Source organism: Gillisia sp. Hel_I_29 (assembly GCF_000744275.1).
Lineage (GTDB): Bacteria > Bacteroidota > Bacteroidia > Flavobacteriales > Flavobacteriaceae > Gillisia.
In genome coordinates, this window is the sequence record NZ_JQLP01000005.1 from 2,034,384 (window position 1) to 2,059,044 (window position 24,661).

The window sequence follows — 24,661 nt, forward strand, 5'->3', positions numbered from 1 at the left end:
GCAACAATACTTTACTATGAAAAAATTAGCGCTGCACTGGCAGATTTTATTGGGAATGGCTTTAGGAGTTCTTTTCGCATTAGTACTAACTAATTTTTCATGGGGACCAGATTTCGTTGGAGATTGGATTAAGCCTTTTGGGAATATCTTTATAAACTCGCTTAAATTAATTGCGGTTCCTTTAATTCTAGCCTCTTTAATTAAGGGTATCTCAGATCTTAAAGATATTTCTAAGCTATCCAAAATGGGAACTAGAACTATTCTTACATATATTGGAACTACCGTTATAGCTGTTTCTATAGGATTAGCATTAGTAAATTTAATAAAACCAGGTAGTGCCATAAATCAAGATACTAGAGATGATCTTATCTCTAGTTATGAAGGTGATGCTAATGTTAGAATTGCAGATGCTCAAAAACAGAAGGATGCAGGCCCACTTCAGGCTTTAGAAGATCTTGTACCATCAAATATCTTTGGTGCAGCCAGTGATAATTCTAATATGCTTCAAGTTATTTTCTTTGCAATTTTCTTTGGTATTGGACTAATCTTAATTCCTGAAAAGCAAAGTAAACCGGTAAAAGACTTTTTTGATGGCTTTAATGAAGTAATTCTCAAAATGATAGATCTCATAATGCTTACTGCTCCTTATGGTGTATTTGCATTGTTGGCTGCATTGGTGGTAGAATCTCCAAGTACAGATCTATTTGCAGCACTAGCTATGTATGCCTTAACAGTACTAATAGGATTAGCATTAATGATCGGTTTTTATGTGCTGCTGGTATGGATCGTTACAAAAAATAAACCTTCTTTCTTTCTTAATGGAATGGCTCCGGCACAACTACTAGCATTCTCAACAAGCTCTAGTGCTGCAACTTTGCCTGTAACTATGGAGAGAGTAGAAGAGCATATGGGCGTACATAAGGAAGTGGCAAGTTTTGTACTTCCTATTGGAGCTACTATTAATATGGATGGAACAAGTTTATATCAGGCGGTAGCTGCAGTATTTATTGCACAGGCCTTTGGGATGGACCTTTCATTTGGTACTCAATTAGGAATAATTGCTACAGCAACTTTAGCCTCTATTGGTTCTGCGGCTGTTCCTGGAGCAGGAATGGTAATGTTGGTTATTGTTCTAGCACAAGCAGGAATTCCGGAAGCTGGATTGGCATTGATCTTTGCTATAGATAGACCATTAGATATGTGTAGAACAACGGTAAATGTAACCGGAGATGCTGCAGTAGCAATGATCGTTGCAAAATCTGTAGATAAATTAGGACCTCCTAACGTAAAAGATTGGGATGATAATTACGATGCTGATGCTACAACCACTCCTGTAGAAAGAGAAGAGGTATCTACAAAAATTTAGCTTTAAGTTCTGGTGTAGGAATCATACAAGCATCTTTTTTACCAAACCATTGGTAGCGATTCTTGGCAATAAAATCATACACCAGGTTTCGGAAGCCCTCCGGTAGTACAGAGAAAAATCTCAATAAAGAAATACTACCGGATAAATGCTTTGCTATTTTAAGTGCAGCAGTAGATTTATTGTAATAAGCAATACCAGGCTCAATCAATATTATAGAATCTATAGCATTAGGATCAATTCCACGTTCTTCCATAAGCTCAATTCCTGCTTTACTCTGTAGGGAAGCAAATCTAAAGAGATCTTTTGCGTCATGCTCAATTACATAATTTACAGCAGAATTACATAGATTACACACTCCATCAAATAAGATGATCTTCTTATTAATATCTATTGAACTTTCCATTATTTCTTCTTTTTAGCAGCTTGTACCAATTCTAGTTGATCTAAAGAAACAATGGTTGTAAAAATACCATAGTTAACTGTAGCTTTTCCTTTTTCGATATTATCTATAGAACCTACCGCTTTACCATCTTCCATTCTTACACGATCTCCAACTTTTAAGAGCGCTTTTGTTTTATTTGCTTCTTTAATTTGTTGAGTTTCTATCTTCTTTTTTTCCTCTTTCTTACGCTGTCTTATTACTTCAACTTTCTTCTCAGCCTCTTGAACAACCTTCTTTTCTTTAGCTTTCTTAATCTTAACCTGTTTTGCAGTTTCTTTAGTTCTCTTAGAATTTTCGATCTCAACGATCTTAATGAATTCTCCTATTAACTCTTTCTTCTGCTTATTATTGAAATATTTCTCGCTTATATCATTAATTTTTTGTCCAAGATAAATAAGCCTTTGATTTGAGTCGTATAATTCTTGATAGCTTTCTAACTTCTGCTGGATCTTTGCATTGGTCTCTTCAAGCTTATCTTTTTGCTGAGCAGTTACAATTTCTTGATTTTTAAGAGAATCTGTAGTCTTTTTGAGCTTGCTTCGCTCTTTTTGCAGATCTGCTATGCTCTTATCAAATCTAATTTTTCCTCGCTCTACTTTTTTCTTAGATCTGTTGATCAAACTATATGGAATTCCATTTTTCTGTGCGACTTCAAATGTAAATGAACTTCCTGCTTCTCCTAACTGAAGCTTATAGATAGGTTCCAGCGTTCTAGAATCGAACATCATATTAGCATTGGTCATATTAGGCAACTCATTTGCCAACATCTTTAAATTGGTGTAATGTGTAGTTAAGATCCCAAAAGATTCTCGCTCATAAAAAACCTCCAAAAATGTTTCAGCCAAAGCACCTCCCAATTCCGGATCACTCCCGGTTCCAAATTCATCTATAAGGAATAGGGTTTTATTATCACATTTCTTGAGAAAAGAATTCATATTCTTTAAGCGATAACTATAAGTACTTAAATGATTTTCTATAGATTGGTTGTCACCAATATCGGTTAAGATCTTATTAAAAAGGCACATCCTGCTATATTCATGAACCGGTATTAGAACACCGCTTTGAAGCATAACTTGAAGTAAACCAACAGTTTTTAGGGTGATACTCTTTCCTCCGGCATTAGGTCCGGAAATAACAATTATCCTATTATCTGAAGAAAGACCTATACTCTGTGGAAATGTTTTTTCTCCTCGTTGCTTATTATTTCTATATAAAAGAGGGTGGTAGGCATCCTTTAGACTAAGCTCTCTTTCTTTGGTGATCTTTGGCAGTATACCGTTGATCTCTCTGGCATATTTTGCTTTTGCAGATATTACATCTATCTCACTTAGCAGATCTTGGTATTCTAAAAGTAGCTCTTTATAAGGTTTTAAAAAATTGGTGAGCGCTTTTAAAATTCTATTGATTTCTTCTTTTTCTTCATATTCCAGATTGTTAAGCTCTCTGGTATGGTTCATTGTAGCTTCAGGCTGAATGTAAACGATACTACCTGTTTTAGAATTCCCTAAAATGCCACCTTTAACTTTTTTCCTATACATTGCTTTTACGGCAAGCACTCGTACATTTTCTACTACACTTTCTTTAATTTCATCTAAATATCCATAGCCGTTATATGTGGTAAGTGCGCTTCCAAAACTAGTGTTTATCTTACCCTTTACTGCGTTCATAGAACGTCTGGTATTCAATAAAAGGGGAGTGGCTTCATCTTTAACTTCCCCATATTTACTAATGATCTCATCGATCTTTTCAGTTATAGCCTTTGTATATTCTATAGGCTCTGTTGTTTCAAACAAAGAAGGATAAAGTTCTTGAAATTTGTTGAAAAATCTAATCTGAGTATTCGCTGTTTCTGCTAATGAAGAAATTTTACGAAAGCTTCCAAGCTCTAGCACTGCTTCTTCAATTCCAAGCATTCTAATCTCCTTATTGATACTATCAAAACCATGATTAGGTATTCTACTTTCTTGATTGTAGGAGTCTAAGTATTCATTAGTTTGGTGAAGTCCGAACAATGCCTCTTTGGGAGTGGTATATGGTACTATCTCGAGGGCTTTATCTGTTCCCATTTGCGTAATACACATTTCGCTTATCTGTTTGCAAACGGTAGGAAATTCTAGATCGAGAAGAGTTTTGGCTGCAATTTTTATCATAGGTAATTTTCCCTAATTTTGGGTTCTACAAATTTACTTAAATAATATGAAGGTGGATATCCATAATAGCTGGAAAAAGGTTTTAAATTCTGAATTTGAAAAACCCTATTTTGAAGATTTAGTGAGCTTTGTAAAATCAGAATACAAAAATTTCATCTGCTATCCTGAAGCTTCCAACATTTTTGAAGCTTTCAATTTAACTCCATTTCATGAAGTGAAGGTAGTTATAATAGGACAGGATCCATATCATGGGCCTAATCAAGCTCATGGTTTATGCTTTTCCGTTCCAGAGGAAGTTGCTATACCACCATCTTTGGTAAATATTTATAAAGAAATAAATGAAGATCTGGGAAAGAATATACCTAGCACCGGCAATTTAGAGCATTGGGCAAAGCAAGGAGTACTTTTACTAAATTCGGTACTTACTGTTAGAGCTCACGAGGCTGCATCTCACAAGAATAAAGGCTGGGAAAAATTTACAAATGCCGTTATTAAGAGCATTTCTGAAGAAAATAAAAATGTTGTATTTCTACTTTGGGGTGGTTATGCCAAAAAGAAAGGTGCGAAAATAGATCCAAATAAACATTGCATTCTTACTAGCGGACATCCATCACCTTTAAGTGCTAATAGAGGATACTGGTTTGGAAATAAACATTTCAGCAGAACCAACACCTATCTAAATGCTCATGGAAAAAATGAAATTGAATGGTAAGATCTAAAATCTAAATCCTAAATTCACGTTAAATTGACCTACAATAGTTGGAGAGTTATCATTAAATAAATTTCTACCTATTCCTGCATTCAGATCCAAAAAGAAACCTTGTTTAGAGACAAACTTCCCTCCAAGACCAAATCCTAAGGCAAGATCTGTATAGTTATTGTAATCTCTTTCACTCTGGTAATAACCATCATTATAGATCTCTCTATATTTATAATATTCACCGGAAGAAACCATGGCAAAGCCATTTACATAAAAACCCCAAGCTGTTCTTCTTTCACTAAAGAAATATTTATATTTTCCCGTAAGCGAAAAATCTTTAGTAAAAGCATCGCCTACATCTTCACTATCACGATCTAGCGCTAATACAAATCCCTCAACAGCCCAACTAGAATGTGGTGTTAGTATTCTTTCATATGCTAGATCTAAAGCTCCAAAAACAACCAGATTAAAAGTTCCAATACTCAACTCATTTTTAGCAGTATCTCTTTTAAAAACCTCTTCAGAATCCAAATTAGGATCATCAGTAATTTCCTGAGAAAACGAAATTGAAAAGCATAATAATAACAGAGGAAGTAATAGTTTTTTCATATTAGTTGTGGATGTTATTCTAACATTTTATTGCTCACAAGTTATAAATAATGTTAGAACTATCAACTTTTTTTGAAATTAACTTAAGATCTATTAAACTTTCCTGAACATTTTCAATTTCCTGCTCTGTTAGATTTGTCTGACTCCATTCGGTTATTTGTAGCCATTCCTCAATATCTTCGATCTTTTGGTCATAACGTTTAGCTAGTGTTCGTTCTATATTTGAGATGTTTTTGAAACTCACTGTTTTTTTATTAATAACCTTAATAAGCTTTTCTATTTCTATTTCATTTGATTCTAAAATTTCATTTCTAACCGCTATTACAAAACATGGCCATGGAGTAGGGCAGTCTGCAACTCTTCTAAAGGTTCCATTATCTACCAAAGGTTTTGTGGTAAAATGCTCCCACATAAAATATTGAGCGGTATTGTCTTGTAAAGCACTAACGGCTCCGTCTATGTTCCCAACTATTTCAAACTTAAGATCACTTGAATTCCATCCTTCATTCTTTGCGTTTACATAGGCCATTAACTGAGATCCCGAACCATTTCTACTTATAGCTACTTTGGAATGTTCTAAATCCTTTAACGAATGATATTTAGATCCTTCGGCTACATGAATTCCCCAAATTAAAGGAGACTGCACATAAGTTTGAACAATTTTAGATGGATTTCCTGCAATTATGTCTTTTATAATACCCTCTGTTAGTATTACAGCAACGTCTATTTCTTTATTTCTTAGAGCGGTGTTAAGATCTCCAGTACCTCCTGGAAAGTCTGTCCATTCTATTTTTAAGCCTTCTTTTTCAAAATCATTTTCTTCCATTGCTAAATGCCAAGGCAGATTGAAATGTTCTGGTACACCACCAATTCTTATAGTTCTCATATACTATGCTTTTCTTTTAGATATTCATAGATCTCAAATTGAGATCTCACCTCTTTGTCTCCTTCTTTTTTCTGAACGTAAGTATTCGTTTCTTCCGAATCCTGAATTCTAGCTTTTACATTATCATTTAGTTGAATTTGAAAGATATCTTTGAATTCTTGAGCTATATCTTCTTCTAAAATTGGTGCAATCACTTCAATTCTTCTGTCTAAATTACGCGTCATCCAATCTGCACTTCCAAAAAATACTTGTTGATCTCCGCCATTCTCAAATACATATATTCTACCATGCTCCAAAAATTGATCTAATATACTTGTAATATAAATATTTTCGCTAAGCCCCTTAACTCCAGGTATCAAACAGGTAAAACCTCTAATTAAAAGTCTAATTTTTACGCCGGCATTGCTTGCTTTATATAGCCATTCTATAATTTGTGGATCTTCAAGACTATTCATCTTAGCAGTGATCTCTGCTTTAATTCCATTCTCTGCATTTTCAATTTCTTGCATGATCATTTCTGTAAACCTTCTTCTAGTAGAAAAAGGAGAAATAAGTAAATGCTTCTCTCTTGGTATAATTAATGAGCCTTCCAAGACCTTGAATACTCTAGCTAGTTCTTTGGTTATGTATTTATTTGCAGTAAAAATTGCATGATCACAATATAGGGAAGCGGTTTTACTATTGAAATTTCCGGAACCTATATAAGCATATTTCTTAAGCTTTTCACCTTCACGCCTTCCAACCATCATTATTTTAGAGTGAACTTTTATCTTAGGGTAACTGTAAATTACATTTGCACCTTTCTCTTCAAATTTCTTTCCCCATACAATATTGTTCTCTTCATCAAACCTAGCTTTAGCTTCTACAAATACAGTAACTTTCTTACCATTCTTTAATGCTTTTAGCAAACTTGAAGTCAATTTAGATTCATCTGCGATTCTATATAGTGATATTTTTATTATTTCAACATCAGGATCTACAGCAGCTTGCTCAACAAAATTTTCCACATAATCAAAACTCATATATGGGAAATGGACAGATTGATCTTTTTCTGAGATCACCTTAAAGTAATTTTCAGCAAATTCTAATATTTTATGTTTAATTACAGGACGTGCCTTAGGATGAAGTGCTTCTTTTTTGCCAGGATCTGGAAAAGAAAAGAAATCGCTGAAATTATGATATTGCCCACCAGGCATCATATCTATCTTCCCTAAATTAAGTAGTTTTCTTATGTTTTTCTGAACGTCATCCGGCATTTTTGCATCATATAGCAATCTTGTAGGTTGGCCATCTGTTCTTTGAGCTAATGAAGCATAAATCTTTTCTGCGAGAACCCCATTAAATTCGTCTTCTATATAAAGCTCTGCATCTCTAGACATTTTAATTTCATAAACACCCAATATTTCCTCCTTTAGAAATAAACTCGGTATTTCATATCTAATAATATCATCTATATAAGTGATTGCATTATCGCCAAATTCTACAAATCTACCGCACTCTTCTGCAGGAATGTTCACAACCCCTAAATGATCACTGTTTTTAAAAGTGATAGCAAAATAAAGTATATTATTTTCAAGAAATAGATCTGAATCTTGAGTAAGGTCTATTTTTTGGGGTTTTAGGTATTGAGCAATGTTATCTTTATACAGGGCAGCAGCAAATTCTTTTTGTTTACTGCTATAATCATTACTTTCAACCAAGTATATTCCATTTTCAGCAAGTTCTGGAATTATCTGTTCGTGATAAATGTTTCCAAATCTATTTAGATGAACCTTTACCTCGGAAAGTATCTGTTTGGTGATCTTATTAGGTTTTAAAGCAAGCTTCTTTCGAATACTTTTTTCAACCCTTTTTATCTGTCTAAGTTGTGAAACTCTAACTCTAAAAAATTCATCTAAATTAGATGAAAAAATTGCAAGGAATTTAATTCTCTCATAAAGAGGATTATTCTTATCCTCAGCTTCTTGTAAAACCCTCTCATTAAAACTTAACCAATTAAGGTCTCTATGTCTTAACTGGGTCTCAGGATCTGATAGCATATATTGTATAGTTTCAACAAAAATACAAAGATGAGAGAGTTGAGAAATTTAATGTTGTGTTAAAAGCAAAACTATTAGCTCACCAATTTCTCCAAGCTTAATTTAATAAGATCATCTACTAATTTACCTGGATCTGCACTAAAAGCTCCGGTAGCTCTATTAGCAATAATAGCGTTTAAAGAAACTGCACGGTGACCTAGCAATTTTGAAAGACCATAAATACCGGCTGTTTCCATTTCTAGATTGGTAATTCTTTTTCCGTTAAATTCAAAAGAAGCCATAAGATCATTAAGATCTGGCATGCTTAGCGGCAATCTTAATTCTCTCCCTTGAGGGCCATAAAATCCGCAGTTAGTTACAGTAACACCTTTAGAATAACCATCACTAAACTTAGAGGCAAGATCTTTATTGCAAGCCACTACATATGGCAAACCATTGGTATCTTTTAGTTGAAGCTGCTTTTTTAGGGCTTGAGCAAAATCGATATCTAAAATCTCATCCGCCTTATAAAAATGTAATAAGGAATCAAATCCTACTCCCATTTCAGAAACTAAAAAGCTATCTAAGGCCACATCCTTCTGAATAGCTCCTGATGTTCCAATTCTGATAATATCTAATGATGTAAGATCCTTTTTGATCTCTCGACTTTCAAAATCAATATTAACAAGGGCATCCAATTCATTAAAGACAATATCTATATTATCGGTTCCAATTCCGGTGGAGATCACGCTTATGCGTTTACCTTTGTAATATCCGGTTTGAGTATGAAATTCTCTTTTATGAACCTTAACTTCAACTTCATCAAAATATTTAGTTACTTGAGCCACTCTATCAGGATCTCCAACCGTAATAACAGTATTTGCAAGTTGATGTGGTAATAAATTTAGGTGATAAACACTACCATCTGGATTTTGTATAAATTCTGAAGCCTTTAAAGTCATGCTATAGTTTTAAAATATTATGTGAGACAGAGTCATATAAAAAATCATACATTTTAACTCCACCAAAAAATTCATCGTTTTTAAGTACTTGATAAAAATTGCGCGAACCATTAAGGGCTTCCGTACCCTCGGCAGTTAATTGAATCTGGTTATTCTCTTCTTTATAAAATCGATCTAATTTATCTAAGATTCGCTGCATTTGAGAATCTCCATAACCAAAATAACCTTGATACTCCAAAGCGTATCCTAATAGCTGATTTTTACTGGAGATGTTATTTCTATCAATAAGTTTTAGAATATTCTTTTCTAGGGTATTAATTCCTGTTGTTGAGTTGGGAAAACGTTCAATATGCGCTCTAATACAGCTAGAAAGATATTCAAAGTTGGTTTTCTTTTTAATAAGCAACTTTAATTTCTGTGGATTTTCTCCATTATATAATTGCCACATTAAAGCAGCCATTTCTAGATCATCTTCATTAAGATGTATTCGTTTTACATAATGATTATTAAGATCTTTAAGACTTAATTGAGAGAGAGGATTAAATTCTGCTTCTCCTTTAAGCTTCTTACTACACACTAGGTAAACAGGAACATTAAGTTTAAGATTTTCCAAATGGCTTATCATAGCCAGCATATTTATATGAGAAAACAGATCGAACTCGAACCACAGCACAACTTCATCAAACTCATTAACCTTAGACAATTTATAAAGCTCTTCTAGAAATTGAGTTTGATAATAATCTTTCGTGATATTATAATGTGAAGTTAGAAAATTAGTACGAAGCTCAATAAATTCTTCAGATCCCAGTTCATAAACCGTAGGACCTTCACAAAGCATCTCGCGCCAAACTACAGTTTCTCCACCTAGATTTAGCTGTTTAATAGTATCGGTTAACCCATCACCGTTGGTAATATGCAATTGATTTGCCATGTTTTTATAGTTTAACCGTAATAAATTTAGCCACCCACTCTCTTTACCTTATAACCATCATCTTTTAGGAATTTTATGATCTTTTCTCTCACATCTCCCTGTATAATAATTTCACCATCTTTCACAGATCCTCCCACACCGCATTTCTTCTTCAGCAATTTTCCTAACATATTTAGATCTTCATCGCTACCTTCAAAACCTTTAATGACTGTTACAGTTTTGCCACCGCGACCTTTATTGCTAAAATGAGCTTCTAATCGTTGATCTTTTGGCGCGGGAGTCTCATCATTTGAATTCTGACTATTTATATCAGGGTCAAAATCGTCATTAGTTGAAAATACGAAACCGCCAAGATCTTCCAATCCTAACTTTTTCTTTGCCATAATTATTTTTTGATAAGTCCTATTTCTACAAGTCTTTGATGTAAAAATTCCCCTGCAGTTATATCTTCATATTGCTTTGGGTTATTTTCATCTATACACTCCTCAAGACAATTTAGTGGCATCTCACTTCGTGGATGCATAAAGAATGGTATCGAGTATCTAGGTTTACCCCATTGGTCTTTAGGCGGATTAATAACTTTATGTATAGTAGATTTTAATTTGTTATTAGTAAGTCTTTCTAACATATCACCTACATTAATAACCAATTCATCTTCTGATGGAATGGCATCAATCCACTCTCCATCTTTACGCAATACTTGCAGTCCTCCTGTAGAAGCCCCCATAAGTAGGGTAATGAGGTTTATATCTCCATGTGCACCGGCACGTTCAGCTCCTTTAGGCTCTTCATTAATTGGAGGATAATGAATAGGTCTTAATATACTATTACCATTACTTGCCCAATGATCAAAATAATGCTCATCCAAACCAATATATATAGCTAGAGCTCTTAGAACATAAATTCCTGTTTTCTCTAACATTCTATAGGCTTCCATACCTGTATGATTGAAGTCCATAAGTTCTTCAACATGTACATTTTCTGGATACTCTTCAATTAAAGCTGCATCTGCCGACGCTTCCTGACCAAAATGCCAAAATTCTTTAAGATCTCCTTCTTTTTTGCCCTTAGCATGCTCTTTTCCAAAAGAAATATAACCTCTCTGTCCTCCAAGACCTTCAATTTCATATTTCTCCTTAATCTCTAAAGGTAGATCAAAGAAAGACTTTACTTCTTTATATAATTCATCAACAAGATCATCGCTTAAGAAATGATTTCTCAAGGACACAAAACCTATCTCCTCATAGGCTTTCCCAATTTCATCAACAAATTTTTGTTTCCTTTTGGGATCCTCAGATAAAAAATCTGATAGATCTACGCTAGGTATATTATTCATTGCCATTTCAGTGCTTTTAAATTAGTGAACTAACAAAGTTAATTAAATTTACGGTAGTATTTATTTTTCTATACGTTAAACAACTTAGTTTTAAAATTAATTACATTTGGTTAACTAATCTTAATTATGGCAACCATAACTTCTCCCAATACAATGATGAAATTTTCTAGAATGAATCTTAAAGATTCAGAACTTCTCGATCTATATAAAAAAATGCTAAAGCCACGACTCATAGAGGAGAAGATGCTTATCTTATTAAGACAGGGAAGAATTTCTAAATGGTTTAGCGGAATTGGCCAAGAAGCGATCTCTATTGGAGTAACTAGTGCTTTAGAAGAAGATGAGTACATACTGCCAATGCATAGAAACCTTGGAGTATTTACTACCAGGGAGATACCATTATATAGACTGTTTTCTCAATGGCAAGGAAAGGCCAATGGGTTTACTAAAGGACGTGATAGAAGCTTTCATTTTGGAACCCAAGAGTTTAAGATCATTGGGATGATATCTCATCTTGGTCCACAATTAGGAGTAGCAGATGGAATAGCCTTGGCTCATAAGCTACAAAATGAAAAAAAAATTACCGCTGTTTTTACAGGAGAAGGTGGAACTAGTGAAGGTGATTTCCATGAAGCTCTTAATATATCATCGGTTTGGGATCTTCCGGTATTATTTTGCGTAGAAAATAATGGGTACGGGCTTTCTACACCAACTACAGAGCAGTTTCGTTGCAAAAATATTATGGATAGAGGGATAGGATATGGAATGGAAGCTCATAAAATAGATGGGAATAATATTTTAGAAGTCTATAATAAGGTTTCAGAAATTGCCGCAAGCGTTCGAGAAAATCCAAGGCCAGTATTATTAGAATTCGTAACGTTTAGAATGCGTGGGCATGAAGAAGCGAGTGGTACAAAGTATGTTCCTGAGGAATTGATGACAGAATGGGCAGACAAAGACCCAATTTTAAATTTTAAGAATTTTTTGGAAGAAAATAATATTCTTACTGAGGAGATACATACAAAATACCAAAAAGAGATAAAATCTGAAATAAATGAACATCTACAAATGGCTTTTGATGAAGCAGTTATAACTGCAGATCTGGAAACAGAGTTAAATGATGTGTATAGCTATTATGAGCATGAAGAATTTTCTGCAGGTAAAGAAGTAGAAGAAATTAGATTTATTGATGCTATATCGCTAGGATTAAAACAATCTATGCAAAAGCATAAGGATCTTGTTCTAATGGGGCAGGATATAGCAGATTATGGAGGGGTATTCAAAATAACAGATGGATTTCTTGAAGAATTTGGAAAACACAGAGTTAGAAACACACCTATATGCGAGTCTGGAGTTGTAGCAGCTGCCATGGGTCTTTCTATAAAAGGAATAAAATCTATGGTAGAAATGCAATTTGCAGATTTTGTGAGCTCTGGCTTTAATCCCATAGTTAACTATTTGGCTAAAGTAAATTACCGCTGGGGACAAAATGCAGATGTAGTTGTGAGAATGCCCTGTGGTGCTGGAGTAGGAGCAGGGCCATTTCATAGTCAGACAAATGAAGCCTGGTTTACTAAAACTCCGGGATTAAAAGTTGTTTATCCCGCATTTCCATATGATGCAAAAGGTTTATTAAATACAGCATTTAATGATCCAAACCCGGTATTGTTCTTTGAGCATAAAGGCTTATATAGAAGTATTAGACAGGAAGTTCCAACTAATTATTATACCATTCCTTTTGGCAAAGCGGCGTTGCTGAAAGAAGGAAGTACTGCTACAATTATTACTTATGGAGCTCCAGTACATTGGAGCCTGGAGATTTTAAATAATAATGAAGAGTACAGTGTAGATCTATTGGATCTTAGAACTTTACAACCTCTGGATAGTGAAGCAATCTATAGTTCTGTGAAGAAAACTGGTAGAGTTTTAATTATAACAGAAGATTCCGGCTTTGGAAGCATAGCTTCAGATATATCTGCCATGATAACAGAAAATTGTTTTGAACATCTAGATGCTCCGGTATTAAGATTGAGCAGTTTAGAGACTCCAATACCGTTCGCATCTATGCTAGAAGAGCAGTATTTATCTAAGCAGCGTATTAAGGAAAAGTTAGACGAATTAATATCATATTAATAAAACATTATGATGATTTATTAATAATTAAGACATCTTAACGCAATCATTGTTAAATAATTAATAATCTTTTGTTCAGGGCCTAGACGAAGAGTAATTTAGTTTCAGCTAATCAATAAAACTAATATTATGATACGATTAATCGTTATTTTCTTAATTATTGCTCTTGTAGCCGCAATCTTTGGATTTGGTGGTATTGCTGAAGGATCAGCAGACATAGCAAAAATAATTTTTTATATTTTTATCGTGTTACTTGTAATCTCTTTAATAAGTAGATTATTTAGACGATAATTAGTAAACAACATAAAAATCCAATCAGTCATAAATTTATGATTCGATTGGATTTTTTTAATACCTAAACTAAACTTATAACTCATGAAAAAATTGTTATTTGTAATTGCTGCGGCGTTACTTATTGTTTCTTGTGGACCTAGCAAGGTAGCCACTCAAGCAAGAAAATCATTTGACGGGAATTGGATGCTAAACAGCGTTACTTACCCAAACAATACCGGAATTTTTGACGTAACATTATTTAACGATGCTTCGGCTGCATGTTTTAAAGGTAGTTCTTGGACATTTGTATCGAACAACAACCAAGGTAACTATTCTGTAGCAGGAGCAGATTGCACTGCTGGAGAACGTTATTTCAATTGGGCTGTAGATGAAGAGAATTCTGCTGCTGGAAGTTTTGATTTCTTATTAAAACCAACAGATAGTAAGCATAAATCTACTACTGGAAACCAAGGATTTAGATTAAATCTTGTTTCATTATCAGAAACTTCAATGATCTGGGAACAAACCGTTACTTTAGAAGGGAAACCTTTTGTAATTAGAATGAACTTTACTAAAATTTAAAATTAGATATTATGAAAAGAGGATTAAATACAATCGCAGCTGTTTTTATGTCTGCCAGTTTATTGGTAGGTTGCGAGGCTACAAAAAATGCAAACAATAAGCAAAAAGGTGCTGTAATAGGTGCAACAAGTGGAGCTGTTTTAGGTGGAGTTATAGGTAACAATACTAAAGGAGGAAACACTGCACTAGGTGCTATTATTGGTGGTGTTGTTGGTGGTGCTGCTGGTGGATACATTGGTAGTAGAATGGACAAACAAGCTAAACAAATAGAGCAAGAAATTCCTGGAGCAGAAGTAGAAAGAGTTGGTGAAGGAATCAACGTTACTTTTGATGAAAGTAGTGGAGTTTATTTTGATTCAGAGAAATATAGTGTTAACGCTAAATCTCAAGAAACATTAAAAAAACTTATTGGTATTTTTAAAGAATATCCAGACACCAACGTATTAGTTGAAGGTCATACAGACGATACAGGTAGCGAAAGCTATAACCTAACATTATCTAAGAACAGAGCACAAGCTGTAACTTCTTATTTAGTAAATAATGGTCTTTCTCGTGGACGATTTGATACTAAATGGTATGGTGAATCTCAGCCTAAATATGATAATACTACTGAAGATGGTAGAGCTAAGAACAGAAGAGTAGAATTAGCGATTGTTGCTAATGAGAAAATGAAGCAAGAAGCTGAACAGGCTACTTCTGAAGAATAAGCATTTATTTTATATTATTAATAAAAACCCGGGAACTTCCCGGGTTTTTTTATTCTTTTAAGTATCTTCAAAAGGTGAAAGAACAAAAAAAGGTGACCGTATTAGGTGGTGGATTAGCAGGACTTACTGCAGCTATTCATTTATCCAAATATGGTTTTGAAGTTTGCGTAATAGAAAAGGATGCATACCCACGTCATAAAGTTTGTGGTGAATATATTTCGGCAGAAATTCTGCCCTATCTAAAATCTTTAGAGGTAGATCTGGAGGAACTCTCTCCGGAGCATATTTCAAAATTAATATATAGTACCACCGCTGGTAATAAAATTGAAACTGAGCTTGATCTTGGTGGAATTGGTTTAAGTAGATATGCTTTAGATCATTTCCTATATCAAAAAGCAGTTAAGATTGGAGTGAAGGTATTGCAAGATACTGCTGTTGACGTTGTTTTCATTGAAGAAAAATTTAGGGTAGATACTTCAAATTCTAGATCTATTGTAAGTGATTTGGTGCTTGGCGCTTATGGTAAAAGATCAAATCTTGACAAGAAATTAAAAAGAGAATTTATTGAGAATAAAAACGGATGGTTAGGAATTAAATCGCATTACTCAAATTCAAATTTTCCTGAAGACACAGTGGCGTTACATAATTTTGAAGGTGGATATTGCGGACTTTCAAAAACCGAAACAGGCGCTGTTAACGTATGTTATCTGGCAACCTATAAAAGTTTTAAAAAGCATAAAGATCCTGAAGCCTTTAAGTTGAATGTACTTTACAAGAATCCCTACTTAAAAGAATTCTTTGAAAATTCTACGCAGTTATTTGATAAGGATCTAAGCATAGCACAAATATCTTTTGAAAGAAAATCAATTGTAGAAGATCATATTTTAATGTTAGGAGATGCGGCTGGTTTAATTCATCCGCTATGTGGAAACGGTATGGCTATGGCTATGCATAGCGCAAAATTAGCTTCAGAAGCAATTATAAATAATTATAACGATTTTAAGTTAGATCGTATGGCACTGGAACAGGAATATTGCTCCCAATGGAAATCTAATTTCAGCTCAAGGTTAAAATTTGGTGGAATACTTCAAAGAGTATTACTAAACCCAATTTTAGCGGAGAGCACTCAAAAAGTAGTGAGTATTATTCCTTCAATCTTGCCATTCATTATAAAAAAAACCCACGGTAGCCCCATTGTATGAATAAAATAAATACTGATAAAAGAACAGAGGAAGCAGAGATCATGGACGATTTCGATCTTCAAGGTGAAGAGCTAGAAAAGACACTCAATGATCTCGACAACATAAATAAATGGTTGGGTGGAAATAAGATTACCTTAGATGGAGTGAAAGAATTGCTTCAAGGTCTTCCAAAAGAGGTTACCTATAGCATTGCAGATGTTGGCTGCGGAAATGGGGCTGTACTTCGAGAAATAGCGAAATGGGGCAGAAGTAATAGCTATAAACTTCAATTATTTGGAATTGATGCCAATGAATATGCTATGGATATTGGCCGAAAATTATCTGTTGAATTTCCCGAAATTAAATTTAAAGCATTAAACATTTTTAGCGAAACCTATAAAAATGAGAGATTTGATGTAGTACTTTGTACCTTAACCCTACATCATTTTAAAGATGCAGAAATTGTGCAATTAATGCAACTGTTCATAGAGCAGTCAAGGTTAGGGGTGGTTATAAACGATCTACAAAGAAGCAAAATTGCGTATAGATTGTTTCAGGCGTTCTGTTTTGTTTTTATCAATAATGAAATTGCCAGAAAAGATGGACTTATCTCCATTTTAAGAGGCTTCAAAAAGGAAGATTTAGAAAAATACTCCAAGCATATCAGTGCTAAAAATCAAGAAATCACTTGGAAATGGGCTTTTAGATATCAATGGATCATTCAGAAATAAAATTATATGAGCGTAACTATAGTTAATGTTGGAAAAGAATTACCAAAATATTCACGTGAAACCAAAGATGTTTTACCTTTAGTAGAGGCATGGTTGGATGGGCAAGATGATAGATTCAAAAGGAAGATCTTAAAGATATTTGAAGCTGCAGCCGTAGATAAAAGGTATTCTATTATGGCTCCTGAAGAAGTTTTTACAGCTACTTCTTTTGAAGATAAAAATGATATTTATATACGTGAGGTTAAGAAATTAGGAACCTCCGTTTTAACCAACGCGCTGAATAATACAGATTGGGATCCAAAGTCGTTAGATTATATCATTACTGTAAGCTGTACTGGTATTATGATCCCTTCTTTAGATGCGTATCTAATTAATGAACTGGAATTAAGACAAAATATTACCAGATTACCGGTAACCGAAATGGGTTGCGCGGCAGGAATTTCAGGAATGATCTACGCTTATAACTTTTTAAAGGCAAATCCTGGAAAACGCGCTGCAGTGATTGCCGTAGAAAGTCCAACGGCTACCTTTCAATTAGAAGATTTTAGCATGGCTAATATGGTGAGCGCTGCCATTTTTGGAGATGGCGCTGCCTGTGTTCTATTATCTTCAGAAGAAAATATTGAAGGCCCTAAGATAATAGGCGAAGAAATGTACCACTTTTTTGACGCTACACATTTAATGGGATTTAAAGTGGTAAATAGCGGACTCCAGATGATCTTAGATGAAAGTGTTCCCGCTACAATTTCAGATCATTTTCCACAGATCATACATCCATTTTTAGAGAAACACGGTACGAATATTCAAAATGTAGATCATCTAATTTTTCATCCGGGAGGTAAGAAAATTGTACAAACAGTTTCTGATCTTTTTGGTACCTTAGGAAAGAATATTGACGATACACGCGAAGTTTTACGATTATTCGGAAATATGAGCAGTGTAACCGTACTTTATGTTTTAGAAAGATTTTTAAACAAAGAGATGGCCAAAGGAGAACAAGGCTTAATGCTAAGTTTTGGACCCGGATTCTCTGCACAAAGAATTTTAATAGAATGGTAGAAGAATTTAAGGGAACTAATTATTGGGCACTTATTTTAGGTGGAAGCAGTGGGCTTGGCCTTGCTACAGCTAGGAAATTGGCGCATCATGGTATGAATATTATCATTATTCATAGAAATCGAAGAAGTGAAATTCCAGATATTGAAGAAGCCTTTGATGATATTAGAGGTACCGGTGTAAAATTTGAAAGTTTTAATGCTGATGCGATTCAAAAGGAAAAAAGAGGTGAGTTAATTGAGCAAATTACAGCGGTTCTAGGTTCCGAAGGTAAAATTAGAACGTTGGTTCATAGTATTGCTAAAGGAAATCTGAAACCAATGACTGGTGAGGGTCCTTTTTTGGAAAATATAGATTTTGCTTTAACCATAGATGCAATGGCCATTATTTTATATGATTGGACTGAAGCTGTTTTTCAAGCAAAACTATTTGCTAAAGATGCTCGTATCATTTCTTTTACCAGTGAAGGAAATAAAAAAGCATGGGCTAATTATGCTGCAGTTTCAGCGGCAAAAGTTGCCTTAGAATCTATAACGAGAAGTATGGCTTTAGAATTTGCTCCTTATGGAATTAGAGCGAATTGCATTCAGGCGGGAGTTACAGTTACCAGATCTTTCCAAATGATTCCCGGCAATGAAACTTTGAGAGTGCATGCATTAAAGCACAATCCGTTCAAAAGATTAACCGTTCCTAATGATATTGCTAATGCGGTTTATCTCTTAAGTAAAGATGAAGCAAGCTGGATTACTGGAACCATAATTCCTGTAAATGGTGGGGAACATCTTAAATAGCATTTTTTTCTGAAATAATCTCATCAAATTAGAACTGTGCAATCAAAAGACTTACTTAAAAAACTTCCATATACTTCTCCATTTCTCTTTGTAGATGAGCTCTCCAAGGTAGATGAAAATGGGGCCACAGGAACCTATTGCTTTCCCGAAGATTCATTTTTTTATCAAGGGCATTTTAAGAATAATCCCGTTACACCAGGTGTTATTCTAACAGAATGTATGGCACAAATTGGTTTGGTATGTTTGGGTATTCATCTATTAGATCCTGAAAATAAGATGCAAGAAGGTCAAGATGCTTCTAATCTTCAAATTGCTATGACTTCTACCAATGTAGAATTTTTTCTTCCAGTTTATCCCGGTGAAAAAGTTACAGTGATCTCTAAAAGAATCTATTTCAGATTTCAGAAATTGAAATGTGAAGTGGAAATGCAAGATTCAGAAGGAAATTTAATTTGCAAAGGAGAAATTGCAGGAATGTTTAAGACTCCTGAATGAGAAAACGTGTTGTAATTACAGGTTTAGGAGTAACAGCACCCAACGGCGTTGGAATCGAAGATTTTGAATTCGCTTTAAGATCTGGTAAAAGCGGTATTGAATTTCATCAAGAATTAAAAGATCTCAATTTCAGTTGTCAGATAGGAGGAAAACCTAAAGTTTCAGAAGAATTGAAATCTCACTATTTTACACCACTTCAATTAAGAGGATTAAATAGCAGTGGGATTGTTTACGGCGTTATTGCAGGCACAGATGCCTGGAAAGATGCAGGCTTACCTATTTCTGAAGATAATGAACCAGATTGGGATACAGGGATCATCTTTGGAACCGGAATTTTGGGAGTAGATAAATTTAGAGAAGCCATACATCTTATTGACGAAGGTAAAACCCGAAGACTTGGTAGTACCAGTGTATTACAAACCATGGCGAGTGGAATTAGTGCTTATTTAGGTGGCATTTTTGGATGCGGAAATCAAGTAACCACCAATTCTTCAGCGTGTACTACCGGAACTGAAGCTTTGCTCATGGGATTTGAAAGAATCAAGAATGGCCACGCTAAAAGAATGTTGATAGGAAGCTGTAGCGATCATGGGCCTTATGTTTGGGGCGGATTTGATGCTATGAGAATACTTCCGGGAAATTACAATGACGAGCCTTCCAAGGCATCAAGACCATTAAGTGCTTCAGCTTCAGGATTTGTTCCCGGAAGTGGGGCAGGAGCAATGATGTTAGAAGAGCTAGATTCGGCATTAGAACGAGGAGCTAACATCTATGCAGAAGTTATAGGAGGGAATGTGAATAGTGGCGGTCAAAGAGGTGGTGGAAGTATGACTGCTGCCAATGATACTGCTGTTCAACGTTGTATAAAGAGTGCTCTCCATGATTCAGGTATCGCTGCAAAAGATATAGATCTTATAAATGGCCATCTTACAGCGACTTCCAAGGATAATGTAGAGATTCAAAATTGGAAATCTGCCTTAGAATTAGAACGAGAAGATTTTCCTTTTATAAATTCATTAAAAGGCATGACGGGGCATTGTTTAAGTGCTTCAGGCAGTATTGAGTTAGTTTCAAGTATCCTTCAGCTGAAAAAGAATTTTATATTTGGTAATGTAAATTGTGAAGACTTGCATCCAGATATTACAAATATGATAAGCACCTCTAAAATACCTTTAACTACAATAGAGAAAGAGCTAAACATCATTGCAAAAGCAAGTTTTGGGTTTGGAGATGTAAATGCGGTAGCTATTTTAAAAAAATATAACAATTGAAAGAAAATAATCAAGCTATTAATTGCTAGGCTTGATACCTATTTAAAATGAAAAAGAATGACAGATAAAGAAATTGTAGAAAAGATAAAAAAGATCGTAACTCCATATACTCAGAATAAACCTGCTTTGGAAAACTTCGATGAGAATACCGACTTTATTAATGATCTAAAGATAAACTCTGCCAATTTAGTAGATGTAATTTTAGATGTTGAAGATGAGTATAATATTGAAATAGACAACGACTCTATGAACGAGATGTTGACCGTTAAAGATGCAAAACGAATTATAGAAAGCAAATTGGCCGCTCGTTGATAGGTAATGATATTATAGATTTTACGCTGTTTCTTAAAGAAACCAATTGGAAGCATCCTAATTTCTTAAATAAGATCTATACTGTAAAGGAGCAAGAACAGATATTAAATGCTCCAGACCCACCAGTTTTAATCGCAATTTTCTGGGCGATGAAGGAAGCAGCTTATAAAGCGCACCATCGAAGATTTAATCTACCACGAAAATATAACCCTATAAACTACTCCTGTACTTTAGATGCGTTGGGGACGACTGATACTGTTTTAGGAAGTATTGAAATCTTTGATAATTACTACACTGCTAAAATATTGAGGAGTTCAAAGTTTATTCATTGCACAGCCAAAGCTTTTGATATAAGCATACTTCAGAAAATTTATAAGGATGATGTAAATTTAAGATCAGAATTAGTAACTCATTATTCTGATATTCATTATCTTAACAAGGATGAAATTTATATTGAAAAAGACAAGAACTTTATTCCTCGAATTTTTCAATTAGAAAAAGATCTAAAAATATCGTTTTCATTATCGCATCATGGAAGGTATGCTGCCTTTGTACTAGCGTTAACGAACTCCTAAATGCAGGTTAAACAATATTAAATATAATTGTCTAAAAAGAGTGCATTTGTAAATTGGTATAACTAATTAAAAAAATACATATATGAAGACCGTAGATAAAATGGAAGTGTTGCATAGCCAATCGGCAGAATTTATAGCACAGGGAGAGATCGGAAAATTTTTGAAATTAATACCTGATACTTTTATTATTAAAGGTGATGATTCTGAAGCAGGTTCTAGTCAGGGTTATGCTATTAGGCACTTAAATAGACAAGATATAATTCTTATTGATGTTGTTGAGAAATCTTCTAGCGATGCCGTTAAAAAATTGATTACCGATGGATATAATATTAAAGCAATCTTAATTTCTAATGGTACGATTTTAAAGAATGCACATACCAGTTTAAAAACTCTTTCTGAAGATGCAGGTGGCGCACCTATTTATACGCATCCAAGAAATTCTATTCAAGACGATTTTCATACTAAAGATATTACAGCTAAAAACGAGATCTTTAAGCATTTTGCTTTAAAGATTTTTGATCTACCTGGAGATGGTGGAGGGTCTGTACTGATCTATTCTGAGATCAATGACGGAATGTTATTTACAGGAGAAGATGCCATTGGTTCAAAGTATGATTCTGAAGAAAACACTTTTCACAAACCTAAGCTGAAGAGTAAAAATGACGAATTTGGAATGGCGGAAAGTTGGGGAGCTTTTGATGAAGAATTCACCTATCTCTTTCCATTACACGGTAAACCGGGATTCAATTTAGAAGAAGGAAATCAAACTGATATTTTGAATAAATTAAGTAGAGTAGAAGAATAAAAAATATTATTTTGATGAAGTTAGAGACTATTTCTGAAGTATTTTCTCGTCATTCCCAATTTAACGAGATATTTCTAAGTGAAATATTTATAACTTAGATTCCGCTTGACGAACTGAAGTAACTTTTCGAATAGTCTCATTCTTTATCCAAAATTATAATGCTCGCTTTAGGCGAGCATTTTTTATAGTATCAAATTCCTAAGTACGGCATATAATCCAGTATTTTTTTTATGATCAGGTCACAATATTCGAAACATTTCACGAATAAAGATTTTAAAATAAGTTTATAAGGTATTGTTAAACCTAGCTTTAAACTGAATTATAAATGATATTTTAAATGAAAATATACACTCTATGACTTCATATAATGTTACACAGAAACTTATCAAAGATCATCTATTGCATGGTGAAATGATTGCCGGAAAAGAAATTGGTATTAAAATAGACCAAGCGCTATTACAGGATGCTACCGGTACACTTGTGCAATTAGAGTTGGAAGCTATGGGTTTAAAAAAAGCCCAGACGGAGGTAGCAGTTCAATATGTAGATCATAATCTATTACAAACCGATTTTAAAAATGCAGACGATCACCTGTTCCTCCTCTCTGCAGCCCAAAGATTTGGTTTATGGTATAGTAGGCCGGGTAATGGTGTAAGCCACCCGGTACATATGGAAAGATTCGGTAAACCCGGAAAAACCATGGTTGGTTCAGACAGTCATACCCCTGCAGCAGGATCTCTAGGTATGTTGGCAATAGGAACTGGAGGTTTGGACGTAGCTGCAGCTATAGCCGGACAGCCTTACTTCGTAAAGATGCCTAAGATAATGGGGGTAAAACTTACCGGTAAATTACCAGATTGGGTGAGTGCAAAGGATGTTATTCTAGAGATGCTAAGACGTTATGATGTAAAAGGTGGAGTAGGAAAGGTAATTGAATATTATGGAGATGGATTAAAACATCTAAGCGCTATGGATAGGCATGTTATAGCAAATATGGGAGCAGAGTTGGGTGCCACTACAACCGTTTTTCCTAGTGATAATGAGACAAAAAGATTTTTACGTTCACAAAAAAGAGAAGAAGACTGGATAGAATTAGTTGCAGATGAAGGTTGCACTTACGACTTTGAAGATGAGATTATTCTCGACGATCTTATTCCACTTATAGCGTTGCCAACTAGTCCGGGAAATGTAGTTCCTGTTAGTGAAGTGGCAGGCAAACCAATAAGTCAGGTTGTAATTGGATCTTCAGCCAACCCAGGATTACGAGATTTTTGGATAGCAGGCGCCATTGTGAAAGATAGAAGTATTAATAGTGATGTTTCTTTTGATGTGAATCCAACGTCAAGACAGATCATTCAAAATATGATAGATAATAAAGCTTTTGCAAATCTTATTAAAGCAGGAGCAAGGTTCCATCAATCTGGTTGTATGGGATGTATCGGGATGGGAGAAGCCCCCGCATCAAACACCATCAGTTTAAGAACAATGCCAAGAAATTTCCCTAGTAGATCTGGAACCGAAGATGATATGGTTCATTTGTGTAGCCCTGAAACAGCAGCGGCTTCAGCATTAACAGGAAAGATTACAGATCCTCGGGATCTGGAAAAATTATATAACATGAGCTATCCTCAGTTTATTCATCCGGAAATCGATATAATAAATACCGATATGCTAGTGGCTCCAATGGAAGATGGTACGCATATCGAGCTTAAAAAAGGGCCGAATATAAAAACCTTACCTCATATAGATCCGTTAAAAGATGAGTATAAAGTTCCTGTATTATTAAAGATGGGTGACAATGTTTCTACGGATGAGATCCTTAAGGCAGGAGCAGAGGTGCTGCCTTTTAGAAGTAATCTACCCGAGATTAGTAAATATTCTTTTACCGTAATAGATGATACTTTTTATGATAGAGCACAAAAAGCAAAGTCTGAATATGGAGGTCATATTGTAGTTGCAAAAGAAAATTATGCGCAGGGTTCTAGTAGAGAGCATGCTGCACTAGCTCCTAAATATTTAGGCCAAGTAGCTGTTATTGCTCAAAGCTATGCGCGTATAGCTTGGCAAAATTTGGTGAACTTTGGAATTCTCCCATTAGAATTTATCAATATTGAAGACTACGAAAAGATAATGCAAGGAGATATGGTTCAGTTTAAAGATCTTACTGCGGATATCAAAAATAGAAAGAATATACAAGTAAAAGTTCAGAAAAATTCCGGAGAAATTCTAGAGTTTGAAACTAAACATACTTTAAGTGATAGACAAATAGAGGTTCTTTTAAAAGGAGGAATAATTAATGAATTCAAAGAAAAATTAGGCGAAAAAAATTTAAGAGCATAAAATAATATT

The 24,661-nt window shown here is 34.5% G+C and carries 25 protein-coding genes; 16 read left to right on the forward strand and 9 right to left on the reverse strand.

All coding sequences use genetic code 11. The features are described from left to right. Nucleotides 1-16: 16 nt before the first annotated feature. Nucleotides 17-1,366, forward strand: coding sequence for a dicarboxylate/amino acid:cation symporter (locus tag P163_RS14425; RefSeq protein ID WP_034892756.1), 1,350 nt, complete (start codon nt 17-19; stop codon nt 1,364-1,366). Here the strand turns inward: P163_RS14425 and P163_RS14430 are convergent. Both P163_RS14430 and P163_RS14435 read right to left on the reverse strand, forming a co-directional pair. Then, nucleotides 1,353-1,769, reverse strand: coding sequence for a thiol-disulfide oxidoreductase DCC family protein (locus tag P163_RS14430; RefSeq protein WP_034892759.1), 417 nt, complete (start codon nt 1,767-1,769; stop codon nt 1,353-1,355). The two genes, P163_RS14425 and P163_RS14430, sit on opposite strands and share 14 nt — an antisense overlap. Then, on the reverse strand, nt 1,769-3,958 hold the full coding sequence (locus P163_RS14435; RefSeq protein WP_034892762.1) for an endonuclease MutS2: 2,190 nt from the start codon (nt 3,956-3,958) through the stop codon (nt 1,769-1,771). The genes P163_RS14430 and P163_RS14435 overlap by 1 nt, the downstream gene beginning before the upstream one ends. Before the next feature lie 46 nt (nt 3,959-4,004). Here P163_RS14435 and ung point away from each other — a divergent pair, with 46 nt between their 5' ends. Then, nucleotides 4,005-4,670 carry a uracil-DNA glycosylase gene (gene ung, locus P163_RS14440; protein WP_034892765.1) on the forward strand — a complete coding sequence of 222 codons (666 nt, stop codon included), beginning with the start codon at nt 4,005-4,007 and terminating at the stop codon, nt 4,668-4,670. Nucleotides 4,671-4,673: 3 nt separating this feature from the next. Here the strand turns inward: ung and P163_RS14445 are convergent, their stop codons facing one another. The 7 genes from P163_RS14445 to P163_RS14475 form a co-directional block, all read right to left on the reverse strand. After that, complete coding sequence (locus P163_RS14445; protein WP_034892768.1) at nt 4,674-5,267, reverse strand: hypothetical protein; 594 nt, start codon at nt 5,265-5,267, stop codon at nt 4,674-4,676. A gap of 34 nt (nt 5,268-5,301) precedes the next feature. Then, entirely contained in the window at nt 5,302-6,153 is an 852-nt protein-coding gene (locus P163_RS14450; RefSeq protein ID WP_034892771.1) for a substrate-binding domain-containing protein, read from the reverse strand. Then, complete coding sequence (ppk1, locus tag P163_RS14455; protein WP_034892773.1) at nt 6,150-8,192, reverse strand: polyphosphate kinase 1; 2,043 nt, start codon at nt 8,190-8,192, stop codon at nt 6,150-6,152. Before ppk1 ends, P163_RS14450 begins: the two co-directional genes overlap by 4 nt. A 74-nt stretch (nt 8,193-8,266) precedes the next feature. Continuing rightward, nucleotides 8,267-9,133 carry a nucleoside phosphorylase gene (locus P163_RS14460; protein WP_034892776.1) on the reverse strand — a complete coding sequence of 289 codons (867 nt, stop codon included), beginning with the start codon at nt 9,131-9,133 and terminating at the stop codon, nt 8,267-8,269. Between the two features lies 1 nt (nt 9,134). Next, the gene (locus P163_RS14465; RefSeq protein WP_034892779.1) at nt 9,135-10,064 is read right to left on the reverse strand and encodes a DUF1835 domain-containing protein; all 930 of its coding nucleotides are present in this window, start codon (nt 10,062-10,064) and stop codon (nt 9,135-9,137) included. Nucleotides 10,065-10,090: 26 nt separating this feature from the next. After that, complete coding sequence (locus P163_RS14470; protein ID WP_034892782.1) at nt 10,091-10,447, reverse strand: translation initiation factor; 357 nt, start codon at nt 10,445-10,447, stop codon at nt 10,091-10,093. Between the two features lie 2 nt (nt 10,448-10,449). Further along, complete coding sequence (locus P163_RS14475; RefSeq protein WP_034894427.1) at nt 10,450-11,400, reverse strand: isopenicillin N synthase family dioxygenase; 951 nt, start codon at nt 11,398-11,400, stop codon at nt 10,450-10,452. Nucleotides 11,401-11,526: 126 nt separating this feature from the next. Here P163_RS14475 and P163_RS14480 point away from each other — a divergent pair, with 126 nt between their 5' ends. The 14 genes from P163_RS14480 (at nt 11,527) to P163_RS14545 (ending at nt 24,652) form a co-directional block, all read left to right on the forward strand. Next, nucleotides 11,527-13,533 carry a dehydrogenase E1 component subunit alpha/beta gene (locus P163_RS14480; RefSeq protein WP_051931257.1) on the forward strand — a complete coding sequence of 669 codons (2,007 nt, stop codon included), beginning with the start codon at nt 11,527-11,529 and terminating at the stop codon, nt 13,531-13,533. Between the two features lie 129 nt (nt 13,534-13,662). Further along, nucleotides 13,663-13,824, forward strand: coding sequence for a DUF1328 domain-containing protein (locus tag P163_RS18225; RefSeq protein ID WP_034892785.1), 162 nt, complete (start codon nt 13,663-13,665; stop codon nt 13,822-13,824). An 84-nt stretch (nt 13,825-13,908) separates the two neighbouring features. After that, nucleotides 13,909-14,388 (forward strand): lipocalin family protein, encoded by a 480-nt coding sequence (locus P163_RS14490; protein WP_034892788.1) that lies wholly within the window; start codon nt 13,909-13,911, stop codon nt 14,386-14,388. Between the two features lie 11 nt (nt 14,389-14,399). Continuing rightward, nucleotides 14,400-15,095 carry an OmpA family protein gene (locus tag P163_RS14495; RefSeq protein WP_034892791.1) on the forward strand — a complete coding sequence of 232 codons (696 nt, stop codon included), beginning with the start codon at nt 14,400-14,402 and terminating at the stop codon, nt 15,093-15,095. 74 nt (nt 15,096-15,169) lie between these two features. Beyond that, the gene (locus tag P163_RS14500) at nt 15,170-16,297 is read left to right on the forward strand and encodes an NAD(P)/FAD-dependent oxidoreductase (protein ID WP_034892793.1); all 1,128 of its coding nucleotides are present in this window, start codon (nt 15,170-15,172) and stop codon (nt 16,295-16,297) included. After that, nucleotides 16,294-17,007, forward strand: coding sequence for a methyltransferase domain-containing protein (locus tag P163_RS14505; protein ID WP_034892796.1), 714 nt, complete (start codon nt 16,294-16,296; stop codon nt 17,005-17,007). Before P163_RS14500 ends, P163_RS14505 begins: the two co-directional genes overlap by 4 nt. Nucleotides 17,008-17,013: 6 nt before the next feature. Next, on the forward strand, nt 17,014-18,066 hold the full coding sequence (locus P163_RS14510; RefSeq protein WP_034892799.1) for a type III polyketide synthase: 1,053 nt from the start codon (nt 17,014-17,016) through the stop codon (nt 18,064-18,066). After that, nucleotides 18,060-18,854 (forward strand): SDR family oxidoreductase, encoded by a 795-nt coding sequence (locus P163_RS14515; RefSeq protein ID WP_034892802.1) that lies wholly within the window; start codon nt 18,060-18,062, stop codon nt 18,852-18,854. Before P163_RS14510 ends, P163_RS14515 begins: the two co-directional genes overlap by 7 nt. A gap of 36 nt (nt 18,855-18,890) precedes the next feature. Further along, entirely contained in the window at nt 18,891-19,349 is a 459-nt protein-coding gene (locus P163_RS14520) for a 3-hydroxyacyl-ACP dehydratase FabZ family protein (RefSeq protein WP_034892805.1), read from the forward strand. After that, nucleotides 19,346-20,620: a beta-ketoacyl-[acyl-carrier-protein] synthase family protein gene (locus P163_RS14525; RefSeq protein ID WP_034892807.1), complete on the forward strand. Its 1,275-nt coding sequence runs from the start codon at nt 19,346-19,348 to the stop codon at nt 20,618-20,620. The genes P163_RS14520 and P163_RS14525 overlap by 4 nt, the downstream gene beginning before the upstream one ends. 57 nt (nt 20,621-20,677) lie before the next feature. Beyond that, the gene (locus tag P163_RS14530) at nt 20,678-20,932 is read left to right on the forward strand and encodes an acyl carrier protein (protein WP_034892810.1); all 255 of its coding nucleotides are present in this window, start codon (nt 20,678-20,680) and stop codon (nt 20,930-20,932) included. Then, nucleotides 20,929-21,507, forward strand: coding sequence for a 4'-phosphopantetheinyl transferase superfamily protein (locus P163_RS14535; RefSeq protein ID WP_034892814.1), 579 nt, complete (start codon nt 20,929-20,931; stop codon nt 21,505-21,507). Before P163_RS14530 ends, P163_RS14535 begins: the two co-directional genes overlap by 4 nt. 82 nt (nt 21,508-21,589) lie before the next feature. Beyond that, complete coding sequence (locus P163_RS14540; protein WP_034892817.1) at nt 21,590-22,312, forward strand: hypothetical protein; 723 nt, start codon at nt 21,590-21,592, stop codon at nt 22,310-22,312. 354 nt (nt 22,313-22,666) lie between these two features. After that, nucleotides 22,667-24,652, forward strand: coding sequence for an aconitate hydratase (locus P163_RS14545; protein WP_034892821.1), 1,986 nt, complete (start codon nt 22,667-22,669; stop codon nt 24,650-24,652). Nucleotides 24,653-24,661 lie beyond the last annotated feature (9 nt).

Excerpts from the sequence above, each read along its gene's own strand:
- P163_RS14525 (WP_034892807.1), top strand. The coding sequence starts at position 19,346 with ATGAGAAAACGTGTTGTAATTACAGGTTTAGGAGTAACAGCACCCAAC.
- P163_RS14430 (WP_034892759.1), bottom strand. The coding sequence starts at position 1,769 with ATGGAAAGTTCAATAGATATTAATAAGAAGATCATCTTATTTGATGGA.
- P163_RS14545 (WP_034892821.1), top strand. The coding sequence starts at position 22,667 with ATGACTTCATATAATGTTACACAGAAACTTATCAAAGATCATCTATTG.
- P163_RS14515 (WP_034892802.1), top strand. The coding sequence starts at position 18,060 with ATGGTAGAAGAATTTAAGGGAACTAATTATTGGGCACTTATTTTAGGT.
- P163_RS14540 (WP_034892817.1), top strand. The coding sequence starts at position 21,590 with ATGAAGACCGTAGATAAAATGGAAGTGTTGCATAGCCAATCGGCAGAA.
- P163_RS14480 (WP_051931257.1), top strand. The coding sequence starts at position 11,527 with ATGGCAACCATAACTTCTCCCAATACAATGATGAAATTTTCTAGAATG.
- P163_RS14465 (WP_034892779.1), bottom strand. The coding sequence starts at position 10,064 with ATGGCAAATCAATTGCATATTACCAACGGTGATGGGTTAACCGATACT.
- P163_RS18225 (WP_034892785.1), top strand. The coding sequence starts at position 13,663 with ATGATACGATTAATCGTTATTTTCTTAATTATTGCTCTTGTAGCCGCA.
- P163_RS14425 (WP_034892756.1), top strand. The coding sequence starts at position 17 with ATGAAAAAATTAGCGCTGCACTGGCAGATTTTATTGGGAATGGCTTTA.
- P163_RS14460 (WP_034892776.1), bottom strand. The coding sequence starts at position 9,133 with ATGACTTTAAAGGCTTCAGAATTTATACAAAATCCAGATGGTAGTGTT.
- P163_RS14450 (WP_034892771.1), bottom strand. The coding sequence starts at position 6,153 with ATGAGAACTATAAGAATTGGTGGTGTACCAGAACATTTCAATCTGCCT.
- P163_RS14495 (WP_034892791.1), top strand. The coding sequence starts at position 14,400 with ATGAAAAGAGGATTAAATACAATCGCAGCTGTTTTTATGTCTGCCAGT.
- P163_RS14490 (WP_034892788.1), top strand. The coding sequence starts at position 13,909 with ATGAAAAAATTGTTATTTGTAATTGCTGCGGCGTTACTTATTGTTTCT.
- P163_RS14470 (WP_034892782.1), bottom strand. The coding sequence starts at position 10,447 with ATGGCAAAGAAAAAGTTAGGATTGGAAGATCTTGGCGGTTTCGTATTT.
- ung (WP_034892765.1), top strand. The coding sequence starts at position 4,005 with ATGAAGGTGGATATCCATAATAGCTGGAAAAAGGTTTTAAATTCTGAA.
- P163_RS14510 (WP_034892799.1), top strand. The coding sequence starts at position 17,014 with ATGAGCGTAACTATAGTTAATGTTGGAAAAGAATTACCAAAATATTCA.
- P163_RS14475 (WP_034894427.1), bottom strand. The coding sequence starts at position 11,400 with ATGAATAATATACCTAGCGTAGATCTATCAGATTTTTTATCTGAGGAT.
- P163_RS14530 (WP_034892810.1), top strand. The coding sequence starts at position 20,678 with ATGACAGATAAAGAAATTGTAGAAAAGATAAAAAAGATCGTAACTCCA.
- ppk1 (WP_034892773.1), bottom strand. The coding sequence starts at position 8,192 with ATGCTATCAGATCCTGAGACCCAGTTAAGACATAGAGACCTTAATTGG.
- P163_RS14505 (WP_034892796.1), top strand. The coding sequence starts at position 16,294 with ATGAATAAAATAAATACTGATAAAAGAACAGAGGAAGCAGAGATCATG.
- P163_RS14445 (WP_034892768.1), bottom strand. The coding sequence starts at position 5,267 with ATGAAAAAACTATTACTTCCTCTGTTATTATTATGCTTTTCAATTTCG.
- P163_RS14435 (WP_034892762.1), bottom strand. The coding sequence starts at position 3,958 with ATGATAAAAATTGCAGCCAAAACTCTTCTCGATCTAGAATTTCCTACC.